The sequence below is a fragment of the Ruegeria sp. AP11 genome, assembly GCF_056535865.1.
Map to the genome: position 1 here is coordinate 3,227,591 of NZ_JBQFJB010000001.1, position 19,697 is coordinate 3,247,287.

The window sequence follows — 19,697 nt, forward strand, 5'->3', positions numbered from 1 at the left end:
ACCCGGAAAGAGCTGTGAATGACAACCGTCAATCCTTGTCGCGATACCAGTTCAGAACAAACACGCGAATGGCAGATGCAAGCCCGGTATCCGGGTCGCGATCCACGTCAATTTCAGCGGCCAAAGCGTTGATAGGTCGTTCTTTTTCTTCAGCGATATCGCGAAAAGCGCGCCAAAATTCATCCTCGAGGGATACCGAAGTTCGATGCCCTTTGAGGGTCAGAGAGCGTTTGACAGGCGGCCCGCTCATTCATCCAGCTCATGATTGTCGAGGTCGCGTTTCAGCTTGCCCTGCTGAAATTTAGCAACGTCTTTCTCAGCCTTGGTACGCCCAAAGGCTACAGAGTTCTGGTCTGCACGGGCCTTTTTCTCGGCCCGCGCTTTTTCCTTTCGATACCGGTTCAGATTAACCGGCTTGCCCATCAGTCTTTCGGGCCGATCATCTGTTCAGGGCGAACAACCGCGTCAAAGGTCGCTTCATCTACGAAGCCCAGCGCGATGGCTTCTTCCTTCAGCGTGGTGCCGTTTTTATGCGCCGTCTTGGCGACGGTGGTGGCGTTGTCATAGCCAATGGTCGGTGCCAGCGCGGTGACCAGCATCAGCGATTCCTTCATCAGCTTGTCGATGCGCGGCTCGTTGGCCTGAATGCCCAGCAACATCCGTTCGGTGAAGCTGTCGGCGGCGTCGCCCAGCAATTGAATGGACTGCAGCAAGTTGTAGGACATCATCGGGTTGTAGACGTTCAGTTCAAAATGACCCTGCGACCCAGCGAAAGTCATCGCCGCGTTGTTGCCCATCACATGGGCCGCGACCTGCGTCAACGCTTCGGCCTGAGTCGGGTTCACTTTGCCGGGCATGATCGACGAGCCGGGCTCATTCTCGGGCAGGATCAACTCACCCAGACCCGAACGCGGGCCGGAGCCGAGGAAACGGATATCATTCGCGATCTTGTAGCAGCTGCCCGCAATCGTCGCCAAAGCACCGGACAGGAAGACCATGGCGTCATGGGCAGCCAGCGCCTCGAATTTGTTCGGGGCAGTCACGAAAGGCAGGCCGGTGATTTCGGCCATATGACCCGCTACAGCTTCGCCCCAGCCGTTTTGAGTGTTCAGGCCGGTACCAACGGCCGTACCACCCTGGGCCAGTTCGTAAATTCCCGGCATTGCTGCATGAACACGGGCAATACCCTGACGGATCTGATGCGCATAGCCGCTGAACTCCTGACCCAAAGTCAGAGGTGTGGCGTCCTGCGTATGTGTCCGACCGATCTTGATGATGTCTTTGAACTCGTCGGCCTTCTGTTCCAGCCCCGAGGCCAGCTTTTCAAGGCCCGGCAGCAACACGTCGCGCACGCTGGTTGCGGTGGCGACGTGCATTGCGGTGGGGAACGTGTCGTTCGACGACTGGCCCATGTTGCAGTGATCGTTGGGATGTACCGGGTCTTTCGAACCGATCTCACCGCCCAGAATCTCGATGGCGCGGTTCGCAATCACCTCGTTCGAGTTCATATTCGACTGGGTTCCAGAGCCTGTCTGCCACACGACCAGCGGAAAGTTGTCATCGAACTTGCCTTCGATCACCTCACCGGCCGCCTGAATGATCGCGTCGGCGATTGTGGCGTCCAGTTTGCCGGTGGCCTTGTTTTCCATCGCACAGGCCTTCTTGATCACGCCTAGCGCGCGCACGATGGCCACGGGCTGCTTTTCCCAACCGATGGGGAAATTCATGATCGAACGCTGAGTCTGCGCGCCCCAATACTTATCGGCAGGGACTTCAAGCGGGCCAAAGCTGTCGGATTCGGTGCGGGTCTGAGACATCTGTCACTCCGTCGGGTATGCGATTGTATGCCGTTTAGCCTGAGCGACGCCAGGACGCAATCGGCCAGTTGCGCGCACCTTAAACGCCGCGTGTTCAAAGGTATAGACGAGGCGTTGGTACAAATATTTTCCGTTAGCGAAAACAGTGCCATTGTACGTCAGCGGGTGAAAGCTAAAATAGAAAGGTAACTCGCGTCGGAGGCAGTCATGCGTGTCACTGTAATTGGATCGACCCTTTATGGGGTTTTGTTCGCGCTGGTCGCATCCGCATGGCTGGCCGTGTCGGCGCAACAGGCAGCAGCCAATGCCATCACGCCGTTTGTCGGTGACTATACCGGTTCGGCGGATGTGGTAGATTCCGACGGCACGGCGACCCCCCGGGACATGAGCGTTTCCATTCAGGAACTGAAAGGCGGGTTCAATATCAGCTGGACCACAACCACATATAAATCGGACGGTCGGGTCAAAGAGGGCAAATACTCGGTGGATTTCCAGGCCTCGGACCGCCCGGACGTCTATTCCGCAGCGATGAGGCGCAATGTGTTCGGCCATGAAGTTCCGCTGGATCCGATGAAGGGAGAACCCTTTGTCTGGGGACGGATCGAGGGTGAAACGTTGACCGTATTCTCACTGTTTATTGGTGAGACCGGAGATTATGAACTGCAGCAATTTGACCGGACCCTGGCCGAAGGCGGTCTGGATTTGTCATTCTCTCGGTTCCGAAACGGTGTGAAGTCCCGCTCGGTCGAGACTTTCCTGAAAAAACAGTAAACCCCGCATCAATACGGGGTTTAAGCAGGCTTATTTCCGGAAACTGTCCAGCGACACCACATCGGCATCGTGCTGTGGTTCCGGGTCCTCCTCCGCGTCGACCTCGATCGGGGCTTCGGCGGGCAGATGATCCATCTCGTCCTCGTCTTCGGGGCTTTCGAAGCGCAGACCGAACTCGACCGATGGATCAACAAAGGTTTTGATCGACAGATAGGGGATATAAAGCGGCTCGGGCGCATCCCCGAAGTTCAGCGTGATCGAAAACCCGTCTTCGCCGACCTCAAGGTTTTCGAACCAATGCTGCATGACGATGGTCATCTCATCTGGATACCGTTCACGCAGCCAATCGGCAATTTCGACACCGTCTTGCCGTGTATCGAATGTGATAAAGAAATGATGCGCGCCGGGCAGGCCGGTTTCCGACACGTCCCTCAGGACGGTCTTGATCAGGCCCCGCATGGCCGTGTGCATCAGATTCCCGTAGTCGATGTCTTCCGACATGGTTGATCCTTCGAAAGTGGTTGATCTCAGCATAAGGGATTCGAGCGGAAACGAAAGGCCGTGCTGGGCTGCATTGATTACAAAACCTGCAATCCAATCCCGGCCAGAACCATTATGCACAATGTGGCCGCTAAACCGGATTTCAGACGGAAAATCAACAGCCCGGCCGACAGTGTCAGGATCACGGCGTGGAAATTCAGCGTGCCCGGGTCAGGCAGAGGGATCGAAACCGGTCCCCGGGTCCAGCCAACAATGTCGCCAAACAACACGTTCAGACCAAACCACACGGACAGGTTGAGAATCACCCCAACCACTGCGGCGGTGATTCCATGCATCGCTGCAGACAGGCGCGGTCGGGCGGCAATCCGTTCCAGATGGGGGGCGGCGAGGAAAATCCAGAGGAAACAGGGCACAAAGATCGCCCACAACGCTACCGCTCCGGCTGCCAGGGCCAATGCGGCACCCCCGGCCAACTGGCCGCTCAGCATGGCGACGAACTGTGTCACCAGGATCAAGGGGCCGGGTGTGGTTTCGGCCAGTCCCAGTGCATCGATCATTTGATCGGTGCTGATCCACTGATAAGTCTCGACCACGGTTTGGGTCATGTAAGCCAGGACCGCATACGCACCGCCAAATGTGACCACGGCAAGCTTGGCAAAGAACCAGCCAAGATCGCTGAGCAGTTTCTGATCGCTCAGGTCCAGCAAAACCAGCGGGCCCAGCCATAAAGGCAGCCAGATCAGGCAGGTTCGAATGGGGTTCGACGCCGCAGGCAGCGACTCGGTCGGAGACATCGCAGTGGTTTTCGAGGTGGCGTACCCCCACAGCGCTGCGCACAGGATGATCAGGGGGAAGGGCAGGTTCAGGACAAAGATGCCCAGGAAACCAAGCGCGGCAATCACCTTGTGCTCGGTGTCGGTGAGTGCTTTGCGAGACAGGTTCCGCAGGGCCTGCAAAACGATGATGATGACCGTCGCCTTGACCCCAAGAAAACCGGCCTGAACCAGTGGTAACGTCCCGAATGCAGCATAGAGCGCGACCAGAATCGCGATCACCAGCGCACCGGGCAGGACGAAGAGGGTGCCGGCGATCAATCCTCCGACGACACCGCGCAAACGCCAGCCGGCATAGGTGGCCAGTTGCATCGCCTCGGGGCCGGGCAACAGCATACACAGGGATAGCGCGCGCAGATATGTCTGTTCGTCCAACCATGAGTGACGCTCAACAAGTTCCTGATGCATAAAGGAAATCTGGGCCGCGGGGCCGCCAAAGGACAGCAACCCGATACGGCCGAAAACTCGGATAAGATCGGAAATGCTCGGTGTCATTGCCCGTGTCCAGCAGGCCAGCTGTGGGTTTCCTCGAACCCGTCCCGGGCCCAGCGATAGAGTGCGTCATAGAGATGCAGGCCCGCTTTCAGCTGTTGTTGATCCTCGCGATATTGGCGGGACAATCCGACCGACAGGGCGAGCAACCCGGCAGCTTCGGGTGCCAGATCGTGCCGATCGGTGTCTGCCGCGCGGATCACATTCGCCATGCGGTCCAGCGCGGCAGTACGCAGATTGAATCCGTCCAGCATGGAATCAAACGTGCAGGCATCGCCTTTATGGCTCCATTCGGCACCGTCGATATCGAAAGGCACCGCGCCAAAGTGTTGAACAACGCCCGAGAATTCCGAAGGTGCGACAAACAGGAATCGGGCGCGAGTGTCTACAAATCGGCGGATCAGCCACGGGCAGGCGATTCGGTCAATCTTGGGTCTATGCCGCGTCACCCAGAGCGAACTTTCATCAACTGGAGCAGGCAGGGCCGAGGAGGGCACACTCGGGGCATCCGACAAATCGCGCCACGCGAACATACCGCCTTCCAAGTATTCGGCCTGAAGCCCATCGGCCTGCAGCCATGAGACAACGCCCTGACTTAGCTTTTTGCCTTTCTGGCAGACAACCACGCATTGCGCGCCACCGATACGCTGTCCTATCCCGGCGAGATCCGAATAGCTCAAGCGAATGGCACCCGGGATCAGGTGAGGATCTTCCTCAAAATCCGGGTCGGTGCGAATATCGATGAGAACTGGTGCCTGAGGGGTACCGATCAAGCGGGACAATTGACGGGGTGTAATTGCATTGGGGGCAGCCATAGCATGTTTCCTTTGTGTTTCGGATACATGCGAACTTGGGCTGCCGCCTCACGGGGTGTTCGCAAGCCAACCCCTTGTCCTTCTGCTAGCGTGGAAGGTTGCCATTGGTCAAGGCCCGCATCATGCCCAGTCGAGCCGTTGTCCGGTCATACAGACGGGTAGGGTGTCCTGCGGAAACTGGCCCAATTGCTCAAAGAATGAAATGAAATCAAACTGGTTGTATGCCTCGACCATCTTGTCGTCCTTGAACCGGGCCATGACCTGTCCGGTGACCTCAAGCGGGGCGCCGTTATCGGCGCGGCAGGTGCGGACATGCAGGATTCCGGACACCCAATCTCCGGTTTCGATGATTTTCGGCAGGTCGACCGAGATTTCACCAAGCACATGGCGGAAGGCCATTACCAGATCGCGGAAATCGTCAGCACCGACCTGCATTTCGGGGATCAACCCCTCGGCCAGTGTATCCGGGGCAAAGAACTGATCGATGGCGTCGACGTTGCCCTTTTCCCAAACCTCAGAATACCACGCGCGCAATCTGTCAGATTTCGACATCTCGACCCTCCTGTCTTTCAAGGGGAAGGATGGACCAGAGAGGTGAATAAACTCTGAATCTCAGCTGATTTATGCGCATTAAACAGACATAAGCGGAGAAATGCAGGTTTCTGTTGCCAGGTACCTGCGAACCCCGCCTTACGCGGCTAGGCGCAAGGGCTTAAGTTTCGGTCTTGTTACTGCTTACGCAGCAACTGCAACCGGAGCACGATTGTCGTTTGCAATTGTACTATTTTCGCCGGTAACGGTGGCAGACAGCCGAGACAAAGCTAACCCCTTTAGACGTTCGTCGATCCTGTTTCGGCCCCAAAATCCCCAAACGAAGGATGGTTGGTGGAGCCGCCGGGTACCGCCCCCGGGTCCGATCCGCTTATTACGAGCGCGTTTATGTCCATAGTCCCGAAGGACATCTCATATATAGGTGAGGATCGGGGGCGATGCAAACTCAGATTGGCAATCTGTACCTTTAATCAAACCAATGCTTTACGAAGCTTTGCTCATGTTGGCGAGGATCAACCACAGGGCCAGAACCAATTCGATTCCTCCAAAGGTCAGCGCTTTGACCAGCGGGGGGTTGTCTATCGCCACTGACACGAACCGGCCCAATGCAGCACCGGCATAGACCACGCCCAACATCACGTAAGCCATCGGATTGTTCAGCCATAACACCACGATTCCTGTGACAACAAACAGGCCGCCAACCGACGCGCGCATCTCGCTGAGACCCATGGTGCTGTTCGTGGGGGCCAAATCCAGCGCCGAGGCCGTGTGGGCCGGAGCCAGAAACCCGAAAAGACCAAAGCCAATGGTCAGAACCGCGGCCAGGGCATTCAGTGCATAGATCATATTGCCTCTCCGTCAGGCCGCGTATGCGGCGTCAAAGAAATCACGTTCCAGTTCGATGGCGCGATGAAACAGGCGCGTCACTTCGGCCTGTGCGTCCGCATCCAGCGTCGGCCAGGCCTTGTCCAGTTGCCCGCGCAGATATTCGACCACGCCCTCGAATCCTTCGCCTGCATGTAGCGTAATCCATTCCGCAAACCAGAACGGCAGGTCTTCTTTCGGTGGATTCACCGGGCTGGCCCAGCAAAGATAAGCCCATTCCGCCACCACCAGAACCGCCAGCATATTTTCGTACCGGCCCGAAGCTGCGGCGTGTGCCATCAGGTCTTGAAACGCCTTTGTACTAGGGGCCGGCTCGGTGATGGGGGTCGTGCCCAGCGCCTCCATCGCGCGCAGGAAATAGGTGTTTTCGGGGCCGGTGATCACCGCCAGAAACTGCGCGGCGGGCAGGCTGTCGGCCAGGGTCGGGGCATGAGCGATGGCGCTGGCCAGCAATCGGGCGAACCCGCCGACGAATTGATAATCCTGTTGCAGGTACCAACGCATCTTGTCCTCAGGCAGGGTGCCCTGGGCCAGTTCGCCAGTGAACGCATGGCTGGTGGCGGCCTGCCAATCGACCATCCGGCCTTGTCGCAGCAAATCTGTAGGGCGCGCGGTGTCTGGCATTCGGGAACTCCTGAAATCTGTCCGCTGTCGACAACGCGGCTTTATGGCTGAAATACAAGGTGCTTACAGGAAATTGAAACCTTACAAAGCCGACCACAGGCCCAGAATGCCGACAAGGATCAGGCTGAGCGCCCAGATCACTTCCAGATTGAACCAACTGCGAGACAGGAATTGCAGCCCCAACCAGCGATAGACGGCAAAGGCCAGAAGTCCTCCGCCGAAGATCATCGCCGCAGTATGAAGCGCAGCTACAGCCAGAACGAGGAATCCGTTTGTCGTCATGATTTCAGATATTGCCCTGTGACCGGCATCCAACTCGTCCAGACCACACAGGCCCAGATAGATCGGCACCAGCATCAAGGCGGCGCCATGGGCGAGGGCGACCAGAAAGGACCACAGCGCCAGGCGGCTGGGCGGGATGCGCGACAGGAAACGGGGGTGACTGCGGGTGAGCGCGATGTAGAGGCCCATGGCAATCACGATCAGCGCCGCTCCGATGCGGATCTCTCGCTGATAATCGACCAGCACCGCCATCAGGGCAAAAGGCAGCAACACCCCCAGCATTGCCACGAAATGCCCGCCGGCAAGGGCCGCGAGGGCGCGCCAGAGGGCGGATTGGCGTTGCTCCATCAAGGCGGACGACACCGCCAGCGGCCAACCCATTCCGGGGTTCATCCCGTGATAGGCACCGCTGAGGATAACGGCCAGCCAGAGGCCAGCCGTCGATGTCATCAGAACCTCCAACTCAGACCGATGGGTAGCAGAAGCTGTCGGTAGAACAGTCTCCTCCCTCAAGGCGGATCTGATGGCTGCGATAGCCTTTGGGGAATTCGACCCAGAACTTGGGATCAAGCGTCAGACCGCCGTTTTCGCCCACATCCGCCTTGACCATCGCCGCCCCACCTTCTTCGGGATAGAACTGATCGTCCCATGTGGAATAGAGCGAATTGGTCCAGTAGACGCGCTTGCCGTCTCGACTGATCTCGACCATCTGCGGGCCATAGCCGAAGGTCTGACCATTGGGATGTTTGGTTTTCTTCACGATCCCGCCGATTTCAACCTTGCCGGAAAGCTTGGGATTCATCGGGTCCGACACATCGTACTGGTGCATCTCGCCAATACCCCAGCAGGCGACATAGAGGTATTTGTCATCAAGGCTAAGGTCGATATCCGTGACCAGAGGTGGCACGGCGGCAAAGCCCTTCAGAAGCTCTGGCAGGTCGTCCGGATCAGCGGGTTGGGGATCGATGGTGATGGTTTTCTTGGCCTCAAACGTGCCATCATCATTGCGCCACCACGTGAAAATCGCGCCCTGAAGGTTGGTTGTATCCACGACGACGCCACAGAACCCATGTTGCTTGACCGGGTCGTGAGCAGGCCGGATTTCCAGCGCCATCTGATGGTTTTCACCCAGATCGATGGTCTGGATATTGGTGCGGCTGCGCAGGTTCCAGAAGTGGATGCTGTGGCCGTATTTGTTCGACAGCAAATCCTCGGCCACCAACCCATTCTCGAACTGCGGGGGCAGCGCCCATTCGGAACTGACCATGTAGTCGCGCGGCAGGTTCCACCAGAAATCATAGTGCTTGTCCTGCACACCGCGCTCGATCTCGTACCGGCCGATGATCTCGAAGCTTTCGCAATCCATGATGAAAATACCCGGAGGGCCGTCGGTGCCGTCTGCACCACCGCCGCCAAGCGTGCTGACATAGATACCCTCGGGGCCGCAGTGGATCGTATGGGGGCGAGAATACCCTGTCTTTGCAAAGACTTCCTCGGGTTCGATGATCTTGTGTATCTTGGCCTCAAGCGGGTTTTTCACGTCAATGATGTAGATACGGCTGGACCGGATACCCGGAATGATCAGATACCGGCGCTCCAGAAACGCATGGCCGCTGAGCGGTGATAGTGCCGAAGAACAGGCGTTCCAGCCAAAGTGATGAAATTCATCACCTTTTTCCGGCATGATGACCTGATGAACGATCTTGCCATAGTCATCCGATGTCGGGTCGACGTTCACGACAGCCAGCCCGTCCGGTTGCGAAAAATCGGGGCTGAGCATGAGTGTGAAGGCCAGTGTCTCGGTGGGGCCTTCCATTGCCAGCTTGGCGGATGGGTAAAATGTTGGGTCCGGTCTTTGGTTCATAACGTCCTCCCGTAAGTCATTGATCTTCAATTCATAGTGAGAGTTCCGGTCTTAATGCCGGATGTCATGTAGCCTGCTCGGGGTCCTCTTTGGTTCTTATGCGGGTTTGCGCCGCTGTTCGGCGACATCATGCGCCAGTTGTCTTGTATAGCTTTCCAGTTTGACCAGCGCGGCATCCACGGTCGCCGCATCACCAGCCTCCAGCCCGTCGGCGATGTCGGTGTGCATGGCGATGATCTCTTCGCGCGACCGCGCTGTAAAGGTGATCATGTTCATCAAGGGTTGCATGGCTTCGACTGCACCCGCAAGCTGATAGGACAATACCGGATTGCCCGCCCCATCGACCAGAGCGCGATGAAAGGCCACGTCCGATGCACAGAAGGCCTCATCGGTCAGGCCCGGTTGAGACTGCCGGAAGATCTCGGCCCGCATCGTTGCCAACTGATCTGCGGTGCGGCGCTGCGCCGAGAGTGTTGCACAGGCCCGTTCCAGCGCATAGCGGGCCTCACAGGCCGTATCGAAGCTGACGGCGTTCATCGACAGCAGCAGGGTCGAGGTCGTGATCTGCTGAGAATAGGCGTCCTCAAAGTTCAGCCGGTTCACGAACGCACCGCCCGACGCGCCGCGTTGTGTTCGGATCAGGGACTGCGCCGCAAGCCGTTTCAACGCCTCGCGTACCGTCGAACGCGAAACCTGAAACTGATCGGCGAGCTCTGATTCAGACGGCAGCCTTTCATCCACGATCAACCGGCCAGACATAATTGCATCCCGGATCGCCTGGGCAATTTGGGCCGACAGATCAACAGGTCTTTGCGGGTCGATTTTCATGGTCTTTGTCTGCAGTCGTGAATTTTTATTTGTCTGACATTTAAAAGTCTGACATTTGAAAAGCAAGGGAGTTGAGTCGGGAGAGGCAAGTGAGTCGCTCAGTTTTCCGCAGCGCGCTTTGGTTGGGCTTCTACATCACGATCCTTTGGGCGTGGTGGATGATGTTCAGCATGAGCCGCGATATGGATCTGGACTGGATCGGCAGACCGGGCCCGATGGGGCAGGCCATGGCCGCGATGGACCCGCGCATGGACATGTATATGCCCATGGCCGAATTTGGTCCGCTGTTCTGGATGTGGGCAATCATGATGGCGGCGATGATGCTGCCAACGCTGGTGCCCACCTTGCGCAGCTATGATGACCTGATCCGCAGCGCAAATGGAACGCGGGCAGGGTGGCTGGGCGTGTTGTCCGGTTATTTCATCGTCTGGGTCGGTTTTGCAGCTCTGATCACCGGCCTTCAACTGGCTTTGCTGTTTGGGGGTGCGGTTGACATGCTGGGCATTGCCAAATCACCCTATCTGGCAGGAGGGCTGCTGATTGCGGTCGGCGCATTCCAGTTCACCCGCGCGAAAGAGGTCTGCCATGGGGTTTGCCATGCGCCGATGACCTATTTCCTGGGGCATTGGAAGACCGGTTTCGCGGGCGGCCTGCGTATGGGGCTGGGGCTGGGCGCGTTCTGCGTTGGTTGCTGCTGGGGCTTCATGGCGCTCGGCTTTGTTGGCGGCGTCATGAGCTTGTTGTGGATGGGGCTCGCGACCCTGTTCATGGTGTTGGAGAAGCTTCCCCAAATCGGGCACGCGGTGACGCGGCCGATGGGGTTCGCGCTGATTGCGGGCGGTTTTGGACTGCTGGCGTATCACATTGCATACGGAGGATAAGCCAATGGCAAAAAACAGAAAACCGGAATCGGACAAACTGCCGATCAGTCAGCGGATCGACAGCCGGATGCCAAACCCCAAGCGCCGTGAAATGAGCCCGACCGATTGGGCCATCAAGGGTGAGCTGATCCTGAACTGTTCCTGCGATGTATTCTGTCCCTGCGTGGTGTCGCTGGGCGCGCACCCTCCGACAGAGGGGCATTGCCACGCATGGATGGGTGTCATCATTGATGAGGGCCATTATGAAGGCGAAGACCTGTCGGGCCTGAATGTGGGTTTGCTGGTCGATATCCCGGGCCGTATGGGGGAGGGTCAGTGGAAGGTCGCGGCCTATGTGGACGAGCGCGCAAGCGGCAAGGCCTATAATGGCCTGCTGCAGATATTTAGCGGTCAGGCAGGCGGCACCACCGGTTTGTTCACCATGCTGGTCAGTGAAATCATCGGGGCCGAGCGGGCTCCTGTCGTGATCGAACGTGACGGCACCAAGCGGCGCATCGTGATCGGGCGCAAGATTCAGGGCGAGATCGAGATGCTGGCAGGTAAGGACCCCGAGCATCCGGTGATGGTGTCGAACTCGAAATACTGGATGGGGCCCGATATCATTGTTGCACGCGGCACCAAGTCGAAAGTCCGCGATTATGGCCGGGTGTGGGATTTCGGGGGCAAGTCCGCCGAAATCTGTCCGATCGACTGGCACGGGCCCAAGTGATGATCACCGGGGCCTATGCACGCGAGATGGCCCGCTATGGTCATTGGCAAAACAAGCAGTTGGCGGGATTTCTTCAAGTATTACCCCCCGAGGTTTTGTCTCGGGATCGGGGCGCGTTTTTTGGCTCGATCATGGGGACGGCAAACCACTTGCTATGGGGCGACTGGATCTGGATCTCTCGGTTCGACAAGGGGCAAGGGCCAGGTGGCGGTATTCCCGAGAGTGTCTCGCTCTCCGCTGATCTGGCCGAATGGCTGCCGCTGCGCGACAAGATAGACGCGCGGATCGCTGAATGGGCCGGAACGTTGGGTGACGATCTTCTGACTGGCGATTTCACCTGGTACTCAGCGGCGAAAGATGCTGATGTCACAAAGCCTTACGCGCAATGCGTCATCCACATGTTCAACCACCAGACCCATCACAGGGGCCAGTTGCATCAGATGCTGACCGAAGTCGGCTCGGGCGCGCCGGTGAGTGATCTGGTCTTTTTGCCTCAGGAGGTCTGAGTGCCCCAGATATCGTTATCCCGGCGGTTGCGGCGGACGCCGTTTTCAGATGGCGTAGAAGCGGCCGGTGTCAAAGCTTACACGGTCTATAACCGGATGCTGCTGCCTACCGTGTTTGAAAGCGTCGAGGCGGACTACCGGCATTTGAAAACCGATGTTCAGGTCTGGGATGTGGCCTGCGAGCGACAGGTAGAGTTGCGCGGCCCCGATGCGACGCGCCTGATGCAGATGCTGACCCCGCGCGATCTGCGGGGAATGCTGCCCGGTCAGTGCTTTTATGTGCCCATCGTGGATGAAACCGGGGGGATGCTGAACGATCCGGTTGCGGTGAAATTGTCGGACGACCGGTGGTGGATTTCAATTGCCGACAGCGATTTGCTGCTTTGGGTCAAGGGGGTGGCGAACGGTTATCGTCTGGATGTTCTGGTGGACGAGCCGGACGTCTCTCCGTTGGCGATTCAGGGTCCGAAAGCCGATGATCTGATGGCGCGGGTGTTTGGGGATCGGGTGCGGGACATTCGTTTCTTCAAATTCGATATGTTCCAGTTTGAAGGGCGGGATCTGGCCGTGGCGCGCTCGGGCTATTCGAAACAGGGCGGGTTCGAGATTTATGTCGAGGGCGGCGATATCGGTATGCCGCTCTGGAATGCTCTTTTCGCGCAGGGTGAGGATCTGAACGTGCGCGCCGGATGCCCGAATCTGATCGAGCGGATCGAGGGTGGTTTGTTGTCCTATGGAAACGACATGACCGACGACAACACGCCGCATGAATGTGGCTTGGGCAAGTTTTGCAATACACATACGGCCATCGGCTGCATCGGGCGAGATGCCTTGTTGCGGGTGGCAAAAGAAGGTCCAGTGCAGCAGATCAGGCCGATAGAGATTGCGGGGGACGCCGTGCCCCCCTGCGATCGGCCATGGCCGGTTTATGGCGGCGGGAAACAGGTGGGTCAGGTGACCTCGGCCGCTTGGTCGCCGGATTTCAGCACTAATGTCTCGATTGGGATGGTGCGGCTGAGCCATTGGGACGCGGGCACCGCGCTTGAGGTTGAGACGCCTGATGGGATGCGGAGTGCAGTTGTAAGGGACGGGTTCTGGATTTGACCGGAGGAGGGGGCTCTGCCCCCGTCGCTGCGCGACTCCCCCGAGATATTTTTGGCCAGATGAAGCAGCGGATCTGGTTTTGGGAAACAGGAAGGATGTCAGATGTTTAACGCATTGGTGATGGACAGAGATGAAGAGAGCGGGCTGGCGAGCGCGTCGGTCAGGCAGATCTGCGAGAGCGATCTGCCGTCGGGCGAGGTGACAGTGGCCGTGGAATATTCGACTGTGAATTATAAGGATGGATTGTGCATGTCGCCCAAGGGGGGCGGGTTGGTGCGCAGTTATCCTCATATCCCCGGAATCGATTATGCCGGAACGGTCGAGGCGTCGTCGGATGAACGGTACAATCCCGGCGACAAGGTTGTGCTGACCGGTTGGCGTGTGGGCGAGGCGCATTGGGGTGGCTATTCGCAGAAGGCCAATGCGCGAGCGGATTGGCTGGTGCCTCTGCCGGGTGGTTTGACCGCGCGTCAGGCGATGGCGGTGGGGACCGCCGGTTTTACCGCGATGCTGGCGGTTATGGCGCTGGAGGATCACGGGCTGGAGCCTGGGCATGGTCCCGTCCTGGTAACCGGGGCCGCTGGGGGCGTTGGGTCGGTCGCGACGGCTATTCTGGCGCATCTGGGATATGAGGTTGCTGCGGTTACCGGGCGCCCGGAGACGGCGGAGTACCTCAAGTCTCTGGGGGCGAACACGATTGTACCGCGGGATGAGTTGAATGAGACCACCAAGCGCCCGTTGGAGAGTGAAACCTGGTCAGGCTGTGTGGATGCCGTAGGCGGTGCGATGTTGGCACGTGTCTTGGGGCAGATGAAATATGGCGCATCGGTAGCGGCTGTGGGCTTGGCTGGCGGCGCGGCGCTGCCCGCCACCGTGATTCCCTTCCTGCTGCGTGGAGTGAACCTGCTGGGGATCGACAGTGTGATGCAGCCCTATGACAACCGCGTGCGCGCATGGCAGCGTATCGCGACCGATCTGCCGATGGATAAGCTTGAGGCGATGGTGCATCCGGCGACCCTGTCTGATCTGCCCGGATTGGGGGCTGATATTTTGCAGGGACAGGTCAAGGGGCGGGTTGTCGTCGACGTCAACGCTTGATCAAATACAGACCAAATGCTGGTCAGGCAGTCGCCCTGACCAGCGTTGATAGCAGGGCCAGAGGCGGAATGCAGGAAACAGCTCTGGTCATTGCCACAATTCCTGACCATGATTGCTATACATCCCAATTGTGATGGCTTATGACCCATCTCAACAGCACCTGAATACGGGGAGTGAGCAGCATGTCTGACGATTTCGAACTGGATACCGATGATCTGAAACGCCGCATGGACGGCGCAATGGCCAACCTCAAAACCGAATTTGCCTCGCTTCGCACCGGGCGGGCGTCGGCCTCGATGCTCGAGCCGGTGATGGTTGACGCCTACGGCTCGATGACGCCGATCAATCAGGTTGGAACGGTGAACGTGCCCGAGCCGCGGATGGTGACCGTGAATGTCTGGGACAAGTCGCTGGTGGGCAAGGTTGAAAAGGCGATCCGAGAAAGCGGGCTTGGCATTAACCCGCAGCTGAACGGTACCATTATCATGCTGCCGATCCCTGAATTGAATGAAGAACGCCGGCGCGAGCTTGGCAAGGTTGCCGGACAATATGCCGAAAGCGCACGCGTTTCGATCCGTAATGTCCGGCGCGACGGCATGGATCAGATCAAGAAAGGCAAAGCCGATGGCCTGTCCGAAGATGACCAGAAGCTGTGGGAAGCCGAGGTTCAGGACCTGACTGACTTGATGATCAAGGCGGTTGATGAGGCGCTTGAGACCAAACAAGCCGAGATCATGCAGGTCTGAGCCTGATCATGCCGAAAGATCCTCATACAGCGCTTGAAACAGGGCCGCGCCATGTGGCCATCATCATGGATGGGAATGGCCGTTGGGCGCAGGCACGTGGGCGGCCCCGGCTGTTTGGCCACCATGCGGGCGCACGGCGCGTTCGAGAGGTTGTTGAGGCCTGTCCAGGTTTGGGGATCAAGTATCTGACGGTGTTTGCGTTTTCGACGGAAAACTGGAAACGCACGCAGGTCGAAGTGGCCGGGCTGATGAGTCTGTTTCGCCGCTATATCACCAAAGAAACCAAGACGCTGAAGGATAACGGCATCCGGGTGCGGTTCATTGGGGATCGTGTGCGTCTGGATGCAAAACTGACTGATCTGATGGACTCGCTGGAACGTGAGACACAGGATAACGATCTGGTTCATCTTACTGTTGCGCTGAATTACGGCGGTCGGGATGAGGTAGCGCGCGCCACCAAACGTCTGGCTTGTGACGTGGCTAAGGGGCGTCTGCGGCCCGAAGATGTGGATGAAGAAACCCTGCCTAAGTATCTGGATACACGCGTTCTTCCGGATCCGGATCTGGTAATCCGTACCAGCGGTGAGGCGCGGATTTCAAACTTCCTTCTCTGGCAGTCCGCCTATTCCGAGTATGAATTCATCGACACTCTGTGGCCGGATTTCACGGCTGCCGAGCTTGAACGCCTCTGCCAAAACTATGGTTCCCGCGAGAGGCGGTTCGGAGCGGTTCCGGCATGAGTGACGACCGATGGTCTGATCTGACAACCCGAATTCTGTCGGCTGCGGTTCTTGTTATTGTTGGCTCCGTCGAAGTCTGGCTGGGTGGCCTTTGGTTCGAGATATTCATCGCGTTGGCCTGCGGGCTGATGACATGGGAGCTTGTGCGTATCATCGACCCCGAACGTCAGGGCGTCGCCATTCAACTGGCAATCCTGACGGGGTTTGCGGTCGTCCTTAGCTTTCATCTGCCGCCGCTTTACAAACTGCCATTTTTGCTGGCACCGGCCTTGGTCGGGGCTGGGCAGATGCGGCAGGCGCGTGGTCTTTATGTAGTGTTTGCGTTTTGGATAGCCGCCTCGGGGTTGGGCTTTATCTCGATCCGTGAAAACATGGGGATTGGCTGGATGGTTTGGCTGATCCTTGTGGTGGTCGCCACCGACATAGCCGGGTATTTTGTGGGCAAGACACTGGGCGGCCCGAAATTCTGGCCTAAGGTTAGTCCCAAGAAAACATGGTCCGGTACGGTTGGCGGCTGGGTCGCTGCCGCGTTGGTTGGTACCGTCTTTGCCGTCTACGCAGGGTTTGGGATCGCGTTCGTTCTTGTGTCCGTTCTCGCTTCGATGGCCAGTCAGGCTGGGGATATTGTGGAAAGTGCGGTGAAACGAAAGTTCGGGGTCAAGGACAGTTCGAACCTGATCCCCGGCCACGGAGGATTCCTGGACCGCTTTGACGGCATGATGGGCGCGGCGGTCTTTGTGCTGATCGCAGGTTTGATTTACGCGCCCGGAGGCATGTGATGCGGAAAGTGTCGATATTCGGAGCGACCGGATCGATTGGGCAGAACACCATCGATCTGATCGCAAGGCACCCCGACGCCTATGATGTCGTGGCGCTGACCGGCGGCAGCAATATTGCCCAACTGGCGCAGGACGCCAAGCGGCTGGGCGCAGATATCGCGGTGACTGCATTTGAAGACAGGCTGCACGATCTGCGCACCGCGTTGGCGGGCAGCGATGTGCAGGCTGCAGCCGGGCAGGCGGCCCTGATCGAAGCGGGCGCGCGCCCGGCGGATTGGGTCATGTCGGCCATCGTCGGTGCGGCGGGGTTGGCGCCAGGGATCGAAGCGCTCAAACAGGGCGCGACCCTTGCCTTGGCCAACAAAGAAACTCTGGTCTGTGCCGGGCCATTGGTGTTGGACACCGCCCGAACGCATGGCGCGCGGCTATTGCCAGTCGACAGCGAGCATTCAGCGGTGTTTCAAGCCCTTGCTGGCGAAGACCTCAGCACAGTCGAGCGGATTATCATTACCGCCAGTGGAGGGGCGTTTCGCGATTGGCCGATGGCCGATCTGTCCCGCGCAACAGTCGAACAGGCGTCGAGTCATCCGAACTGGAACATGGGGCAGAGGATCACTATCGACAGCGCTTCGATGTTTAATAAAGCGTTGGAAGTGATAGAAACCAAAGAATACTTTGGCGTCGATCCTGCCCAGATCGAAGTGCTGGTTCATCCTGAATCCATCGTTCATGCGCTGGTCGGGTTTCGGGATGGGGCCTTGATGGCACATTTGGGGGCGCCGGATATGCGCCATGCCATCGGCTATGCACTGCATTGGCCTGAACGGCGCAATCTGCCGGTCGAACGGCTGGACCTCGCCAAACTGGGGCAGTTGCGTTTTGTAACACCGGATGAGGCGCGCTATCCCGCCTTGCGCTTGGCCCGAGAGGTCATGGAGCGTGGCGGCCTGTCAGGTGCCATCTTCAACGCCGCCAAGGAACGGGCACTGGATCACTTCATCAAAGGTCGGATCGGCTTTCTGGACATGGCAGATACGGTGGCCGCGATACTTGATCGTTTTGAGGCCTCGAACGGCCTTATTGATGCCCCTTTGACCCTTGATAACGTACAGCAAACGGACCATCTGACACGGCAATGGGTCGATGAAACCGTATTGCAACGAGCAGGATAAACACCTTTGGATATACTCTCTCTGATTCCGCAATTCGGCAATCTTCTCTATACGATCATTGCTTTTGTTGTGGCCTTGTCCGTGATCGTCGCGGTGCATGAATACGGGCATTACATCGTGGGCCGCTGGACCGGCATCCATGCCGAGGTGTTTTCGCTCGGCTTCGGTCCGGTGCTCTGGAGCCGGGTCGACAAGCGCGGTACCCGTTGGCAGATCGCGCTCTTGCCTTTTGGTGGTTACGTCAAGTTTCTGGGGGATGCCAACGCGGCCTCTGGCAAAGACGAAGAGGCTATGGAAGTGATCGCCGAACGAACCCCGGAAGAGCTGCGGCGGACCATGCATGGCGCCCCGCTTTGGGCGCGCGCGGCAACCGTTGCGGCGGGGCCGGTTTTCAATTTCGCGATGTCCATTCTGGTGTTCGGCCTGATCTATTGGTCTCAGGGTGTCTCGCGTGAACCACTGACCGTTGGTGCGCTGCAACCGCTGCCAGGTACCGAGCAAGGGCTGCAGGAGGGTGATGAGATCATCGCAATCGCCGGCATTCAGACCCCTGATTTCGATGATCAGAGCAATTGGTCGGACTTTATCGATGCTTTGCCCGTACAGCCTGAACTGGATTATACCGTCATCCGTGATGGTGAGACTGTAAATGTTCAGGCACCCTGGCTGTTTCCCCCTCTGATTCAACAGGTTACACCGCGCAGCGCAGCGATGGATATCCAGCTGCAGCAAGGCGATGTGATCACCGCTGTCGACGGTGATCCGATTTTTGCCTTTGGTCAGTTGAAAGAACATGTTGAGGGGTCGGATGGCCGGGCATTGTTACTGACAGTCTGGCGCGACGGGGCGGATCTTGATTTCGCGCTGGCACCACGCCGGACGGATGAGCCGAAACCCGATGGCGGTTTCGTAACCCATTGGCGCATCGGAATCGTCGGCGGAATGATGATCGAGCCTGAAACGGTTCCCGCGGGACTTTGGGATTCGCTGCAGGGTGGAGTGGTTCAGACCGGGCGCATCATTCAGGGCTCACTCTCGGGCATGTGGCATATGATCACCGGCGCGATCAGCACCTGCAACATTTCAGGCCCGATCGGGATCGCCGAGGTATCCGGCGCGATGGCCAGTCAAGGCGCACAAAGCTTTGTTTTCTTCATTGCGGTTTTGTCGACGGCGGTTGGATTGCTGAACCTGTTCCCAATCCCGGCATTGGATGGCGGCCATCTGGTGTTTTATGCCTATGAGGCGGTTTCGGGCAAACCACCCAGCGATAAGGCGCTGCGCGTGCTGATGGGGATTGGGGTAACGCTGATCCTGTCTTTGATGCTGTTCTCAGTCACCAACGATTTGTTCTGCTGAATAAGGCGGAACTGGCACGGTTCGGACGCAATCTTGCCGCAATTCAGGCCTATGCTCTTGGGTGCTTTCGTATGAATGGACTCAAGAGCGATGACCAGAGCGTTACAGAAATCCTATCAGGGCTTCAGCCACCTGTTTCTTTTGAATTGGGATGTCCTGCTTAGCTTCGGGGTGACCGCTTTGGCGCTTGCGGTTGGTGGATATATCGTCGGCTTGTGATTCTTGCAGACTGACAATGACTTCTAAGAACGGCCTGCGGGCCGTTTTTTGCATTTTGCGCTTTTGACATGATGCCACAATCGGGCTACTCAGCACCTAAAGTCTGAAAATTCTGGGTAG

24 protein-coding genes and 1 other RNA gene are annotated in these 19,697 nt (G+C 58.0%); 12 read left to right on the forward strand and 13 right to left on the reverse strand.

Translation table 11 applies throughout. From position 1 onward, the window contains the following. Nucleotides 1-28: 28 nt before the first annotated feature. The 3 genes from ACR3E4_RS16085 to fumC are packed head-to-tail and all read right to left on the reverse strand — an operon-like array spanning nucleotide 29 to nucleotide 1,817. Nucleotides 29-250, reverse strand: coding sequence for a ribbon-helix-helix domain-containing protein (locus ACR3E4_RS16085; protein ID WP_480532519.1), 222 nt, complete (start codon nucleotides 248-250; stop codon nucleotides 29-31). Next, entirely contained in the window at nucleotides 247-423 is a 177-nt protein-coding gene (locus ACR3E4_RS16090) for a DUF4169 family protein (protein ID WP_480532517.1), read from the reverse strand. The genes ACR3E4_RS16085 and ACR3E4_RS16090 overlap by 4 nt, the downstream gene beginning before the upstream one ends. Continuing rightward, nucleotides 423-1,817 (reverse strand): class II fumarate hydratase, encoded by a 1,395-nt coding sequence (fumC, locus tag ACR3E4_RS16095; protein ID WP_480532515.1) that lies wholly within the window; start codon nucleotides 1,815-1,817, stop codon nucleotides 423-425. The genes ACR3E4_RS16090 and fumC overlap by 1 nt, the downstream gene beginning before the upstream one ends. 207 nt (nucleotides 1,818-2,024) lie before the next feature. On the opposite strand from fumC, the gene ACR3E4_RS16100 reads away from it, so the two are divergent. Beyond that, complete coding sequence (locus ACR3E4_RS16100) at nucleotides 2,025-2,588, forward strand: hypothetical protein (RefSeq protein WP_480532513.1); 564 nt, start codon at nucleotides 2,025-2,027, stop codon at nucleotides 2,586-2,588. Nucleotides 2,589-2,618: 30 nt separating this feature from the next. Here the strand turns inward: ACR3E4_RS16100 and ACR3E4_RS16105 are convergent, their stop codons facing one another. The 10 genes from ACR3E4_RS16105 to ACR3E4_RS16150 all read right to left on the reverse strand — a co-directional run bounded on the left by ACR3E4_RS16105 (nucleotide 2,619) and on the right by ACR3E4_RS16150 (nucleotide 10,264). Further along, nucleotides 2,619-3,089, reverse strand: coding sequence for an SspB family protein (locus ACR3E4_RS16105; RefSeq protein ID WP_480532511.1), 471 nt, complete (start codon nucleotides 3,087-3,089; stop codon nucleotides 2,619-2,621). A gap of 77 nt (nucleotides 3,090-3,166) precedes the next feature. Further along, nucleotides 3,167-4,417 (reverse strand): chromate efflux transporter, encoded by a 1,251-nt coding sequence (chrA, locus tag ACR3E4_RS16110; RefSeq protein ID WP_480532509.1) that lies wholly within the window; start codon nucleotides 4,415-4,417, stop codon nucleotides 3,167-3,169. Further along, nucleotides 4,414-5,229: a chromate resistance protein ChrB domain-containing protein gene (locus ACR3E4_RS16115; RefSeq protein ID WP_480532507.1), complete on the reverse strand. Its 816-nt coding sequence runs from the start codon at nucleotides 5,227-5,229 to the stop codon at nucleotides 4,414-4,416. Before ACR3E4_RS16115 ends, chrA begins: the two co-directional genes overlap by 4 nt. Nucleotides 5,230-5,349: 120 nt before the next feature. Continuing rightward, nucleotides 5,350-5,781 carry an ester cyclase gene (locus ACR3E4_RS16120; protein ID WP_480532505.1) on the reverse strand — a complete coding sequence of 144 codons (432 nt, stop codon included), beginning with the start codon at nucleotides 5,779-5,781 and terminating at the stop codon, nucleotides 5,350-5,352. Between the two features lie 99 nt (nucleotides 5,782-5,880). Then, nucleotides 5,881-6,228: a transfer-messenger RNA gene (gene ssrA, locus ACR3E4_RS16125) on the reverse strand. 36 nt (nucleotides 6,229-6,264) lie between these two features. Then, nucleotides 6,265-6,627 carry a DUF4345 family protein gene (locus tag ACR3E4_RS16130; protein ID WP_480532503.1) on the reverse strand — a complete coding sequence of 121 codons (363 nt, stop codon included), beginning with the start codon at nucleotides 6,625-6,627 and terminating at the stop codon, nucleotides 6,265-6,267. Nucleotides 6,628-6,639: 12 nt separating this feature from the next. Then, nucleotides 6,640-7,290, reverse strand: coding sequence for a TenA family protein (locus tag ACR3E4_RS16135; RefSeq protein ID WP_480532501.1), 651 nt, complete (start codon nucleotides 7,288-7,290; stop codon nucleotides 6,640-6,642). An 81-nt stretch (nucleotides 7,291-7,371) separates the two neighbouring features. After that, complete coding sequence (locus ACR3E4_RS16140) at nucleotides 7,372-8,022, reverse strand: hypothetical protein (protein ID WP_480532499.1); 651 nt, start codon at nucleotides 8,020-8,022, stop codon at nucleotides 7,372-7,374. A gap of 13 nt (nucleotides 8,023-8,035) precedes the next feature. Next, on the reverse strand, nucleotides 8,036-9,436 hold the full coding sequence (locus ACR3E4_RS16145) for a selenium-binding protein SBP56-related protein (RefSeq protein ID WP_480532497.1): 1,401 nt from the start codon (nucleotides 9,434-9,436) through the stop codon (nucleotides 8,036-8,038). A gap of 96 nt (nucleotides 9,437-9,532) precedes the next feature. After that, a complete protein-coding gene (locus ACR3E4_RS16150; RefSeq protein ID WP_480532495.1) occupies nucleotides 9,533-10,264 on the reverse strand; it encodes a FadR/GntR family transcriptional regulator in 732 nt (243 codons plus the stop codon). Between the two features lie 89 nt (nucleotides 10,265-10,353). Here ACR3E4_RS16150 and ACR3E4_RS16155 point away from each other — a divergent pair, with 89 nt between their 5' ends. The 11 genes from ACR3E4_RS16155 (at nucleotide 10,354) to ACR3E4_RS16205 (ending at nucleotide 19,577) form a co-directional block, all read left to right on the forward strand. Then, nucleotides 10,354-11,145, forward strand: a complete 792-nt coding sequence (locus tag ACR3E4_RS16155) for a DUF2182 domain-containing protein (RefSeq protein ID WP_480532493.1) — start codon at nucleotides 10,354-10,356, stop codon at nucleotides 11,143-11,145. 4 nt (nucleotides 11,146-11,149) lie between these two features. Then, nucleotides 11,150-11,854 (forward strand): DUF1326 domain-containing protein, encoded by a 705-nt coding sequence (locus ACR3E4_RS16160; RefSeq protein ID WP_480532491.1) that lies wholly within the window; start codon nucleotides 11,150-11,152, stop codon nucleotides 11,852-11,854. Then, entirely contained in the window at nucleotides 11,854-12,360 is a 507-nt protein-coding gene (locus tag ACR3E4_RS16165) for a DinB family protein (protein WP_480532489.1), read from the forward strand. The genes ACR3E4_RS16160 and ACR3E4_RS16165 overlap by 1 nt, the downstream gene beginning before the upstream one ends. Then, nucleotides 12,361-13,464 carry a dimethylsulfoniopropionate demethylase gene (locus ACR3E4_RS16170; RefSeq protein WP_480532487.1) on the forward strand — a complete coding sequence of 368 codons (1,104 nt, stop codon included), beginning with the start codon at nucleotides 12,361-12,363 and terminating at the stop codon, nucleotides 13,462-13,464. Nucleotides 13,465-13,566: 102 nt separating this feature from the next. After that, on the forward strand, nucleotides 13,567-14,562 hold the full coding sequence (gene acuI, locus ACR3E4_RS16175) for an acryloyl-CoA reductase (protein WP_480532485.1): 996 nt from the start codon (nucleotides 13,567-13,569) through the stop codon (nucleotides 14,560-14,562). Nucleotides 14,563-14,744: 182 nt separating this feature from the next. Next, nucleotides 14,745-15,308, forward strand: coding sequence for a ribosome recycling factor (gene frr, locus ACR3E4_RS16180; protein WP_480532483.1), 564 nt, complete (start codon nucleotides 14,745-14,747; stop codon nucleotides 15,306-15,308). An 8-nt stretch (nucleotides 15,309-15,316) separates the two neighbouring features. Beyond that, nucleotides 15,317-16,048, forward strand: coding sequence for an isoprenyl transferase (locus tag ACR3E4_RS16185; protein WP_480532481.1), 732 nt, complete (start codon nucleotides 15,317-15,319; stop codon nucleotides 16,046-16,048). Continuing rightward, on the forward strand, nucleotides 16,045-16,827 hold the full coding sequence (locus ACR3E4_RS16190; protein ID WP_480532479.1) for a phosphatidate cytidylyltransferase: 783 nt from the start codon (nucleotides 16,045-16,047) through the stop codon (nucleotides 16,825-16,827). Before ACR3E4_RS16185 ends, ACR3E4_RS16190 begins: the two co-directional genes overlap by 4 nt. Continuing rightward, nucleotides 16,827-17,999, forward strand: a complete 1,173-nt coding sequence (dxr, locus tag ACR3E4_RS16195) for a 1-deoxy-D-xylulose-5-phosphate reductoisomerase (protein WP_480532477.1) — start codon at nucleotides 16,827-16,829, stop codon at nucleotides 17,997-17,999. Before ACR3E4_RS16190 ends, dxr begins: the two co-directional genes overlap by 1 nt. Nucleotides 18,000-18,005: 6 nt before the next feature. Beyond that, on the forward strand, nucleotides 18,006-19,358 hold the full coding sequence (gene rseP, locus ACR3E4_RS16200) for an RIP metalloprotease RseP (RefSeq protein WP_480532475.1): 1,353 nt from the start codon (nucleotides 18,006-18,008) through the stop codon (nucleotides 19,356-19,358). 90 nt (nucleotides 19,359-19,448) lie between these two features. Beyond that, nucleotides 19,449-19,577, forward strand: coding sequence for a hypothetical protein (locus ACR3E4_RS16205; RefSeq protein WP_480532473.1), 129 nt, complete (start codon nucleotides 19,449-19,451; stop codon nucleotides 19,575-19,577). Nucleotides 19,578-19,697 lie beyond the last annotated feature (120 nt).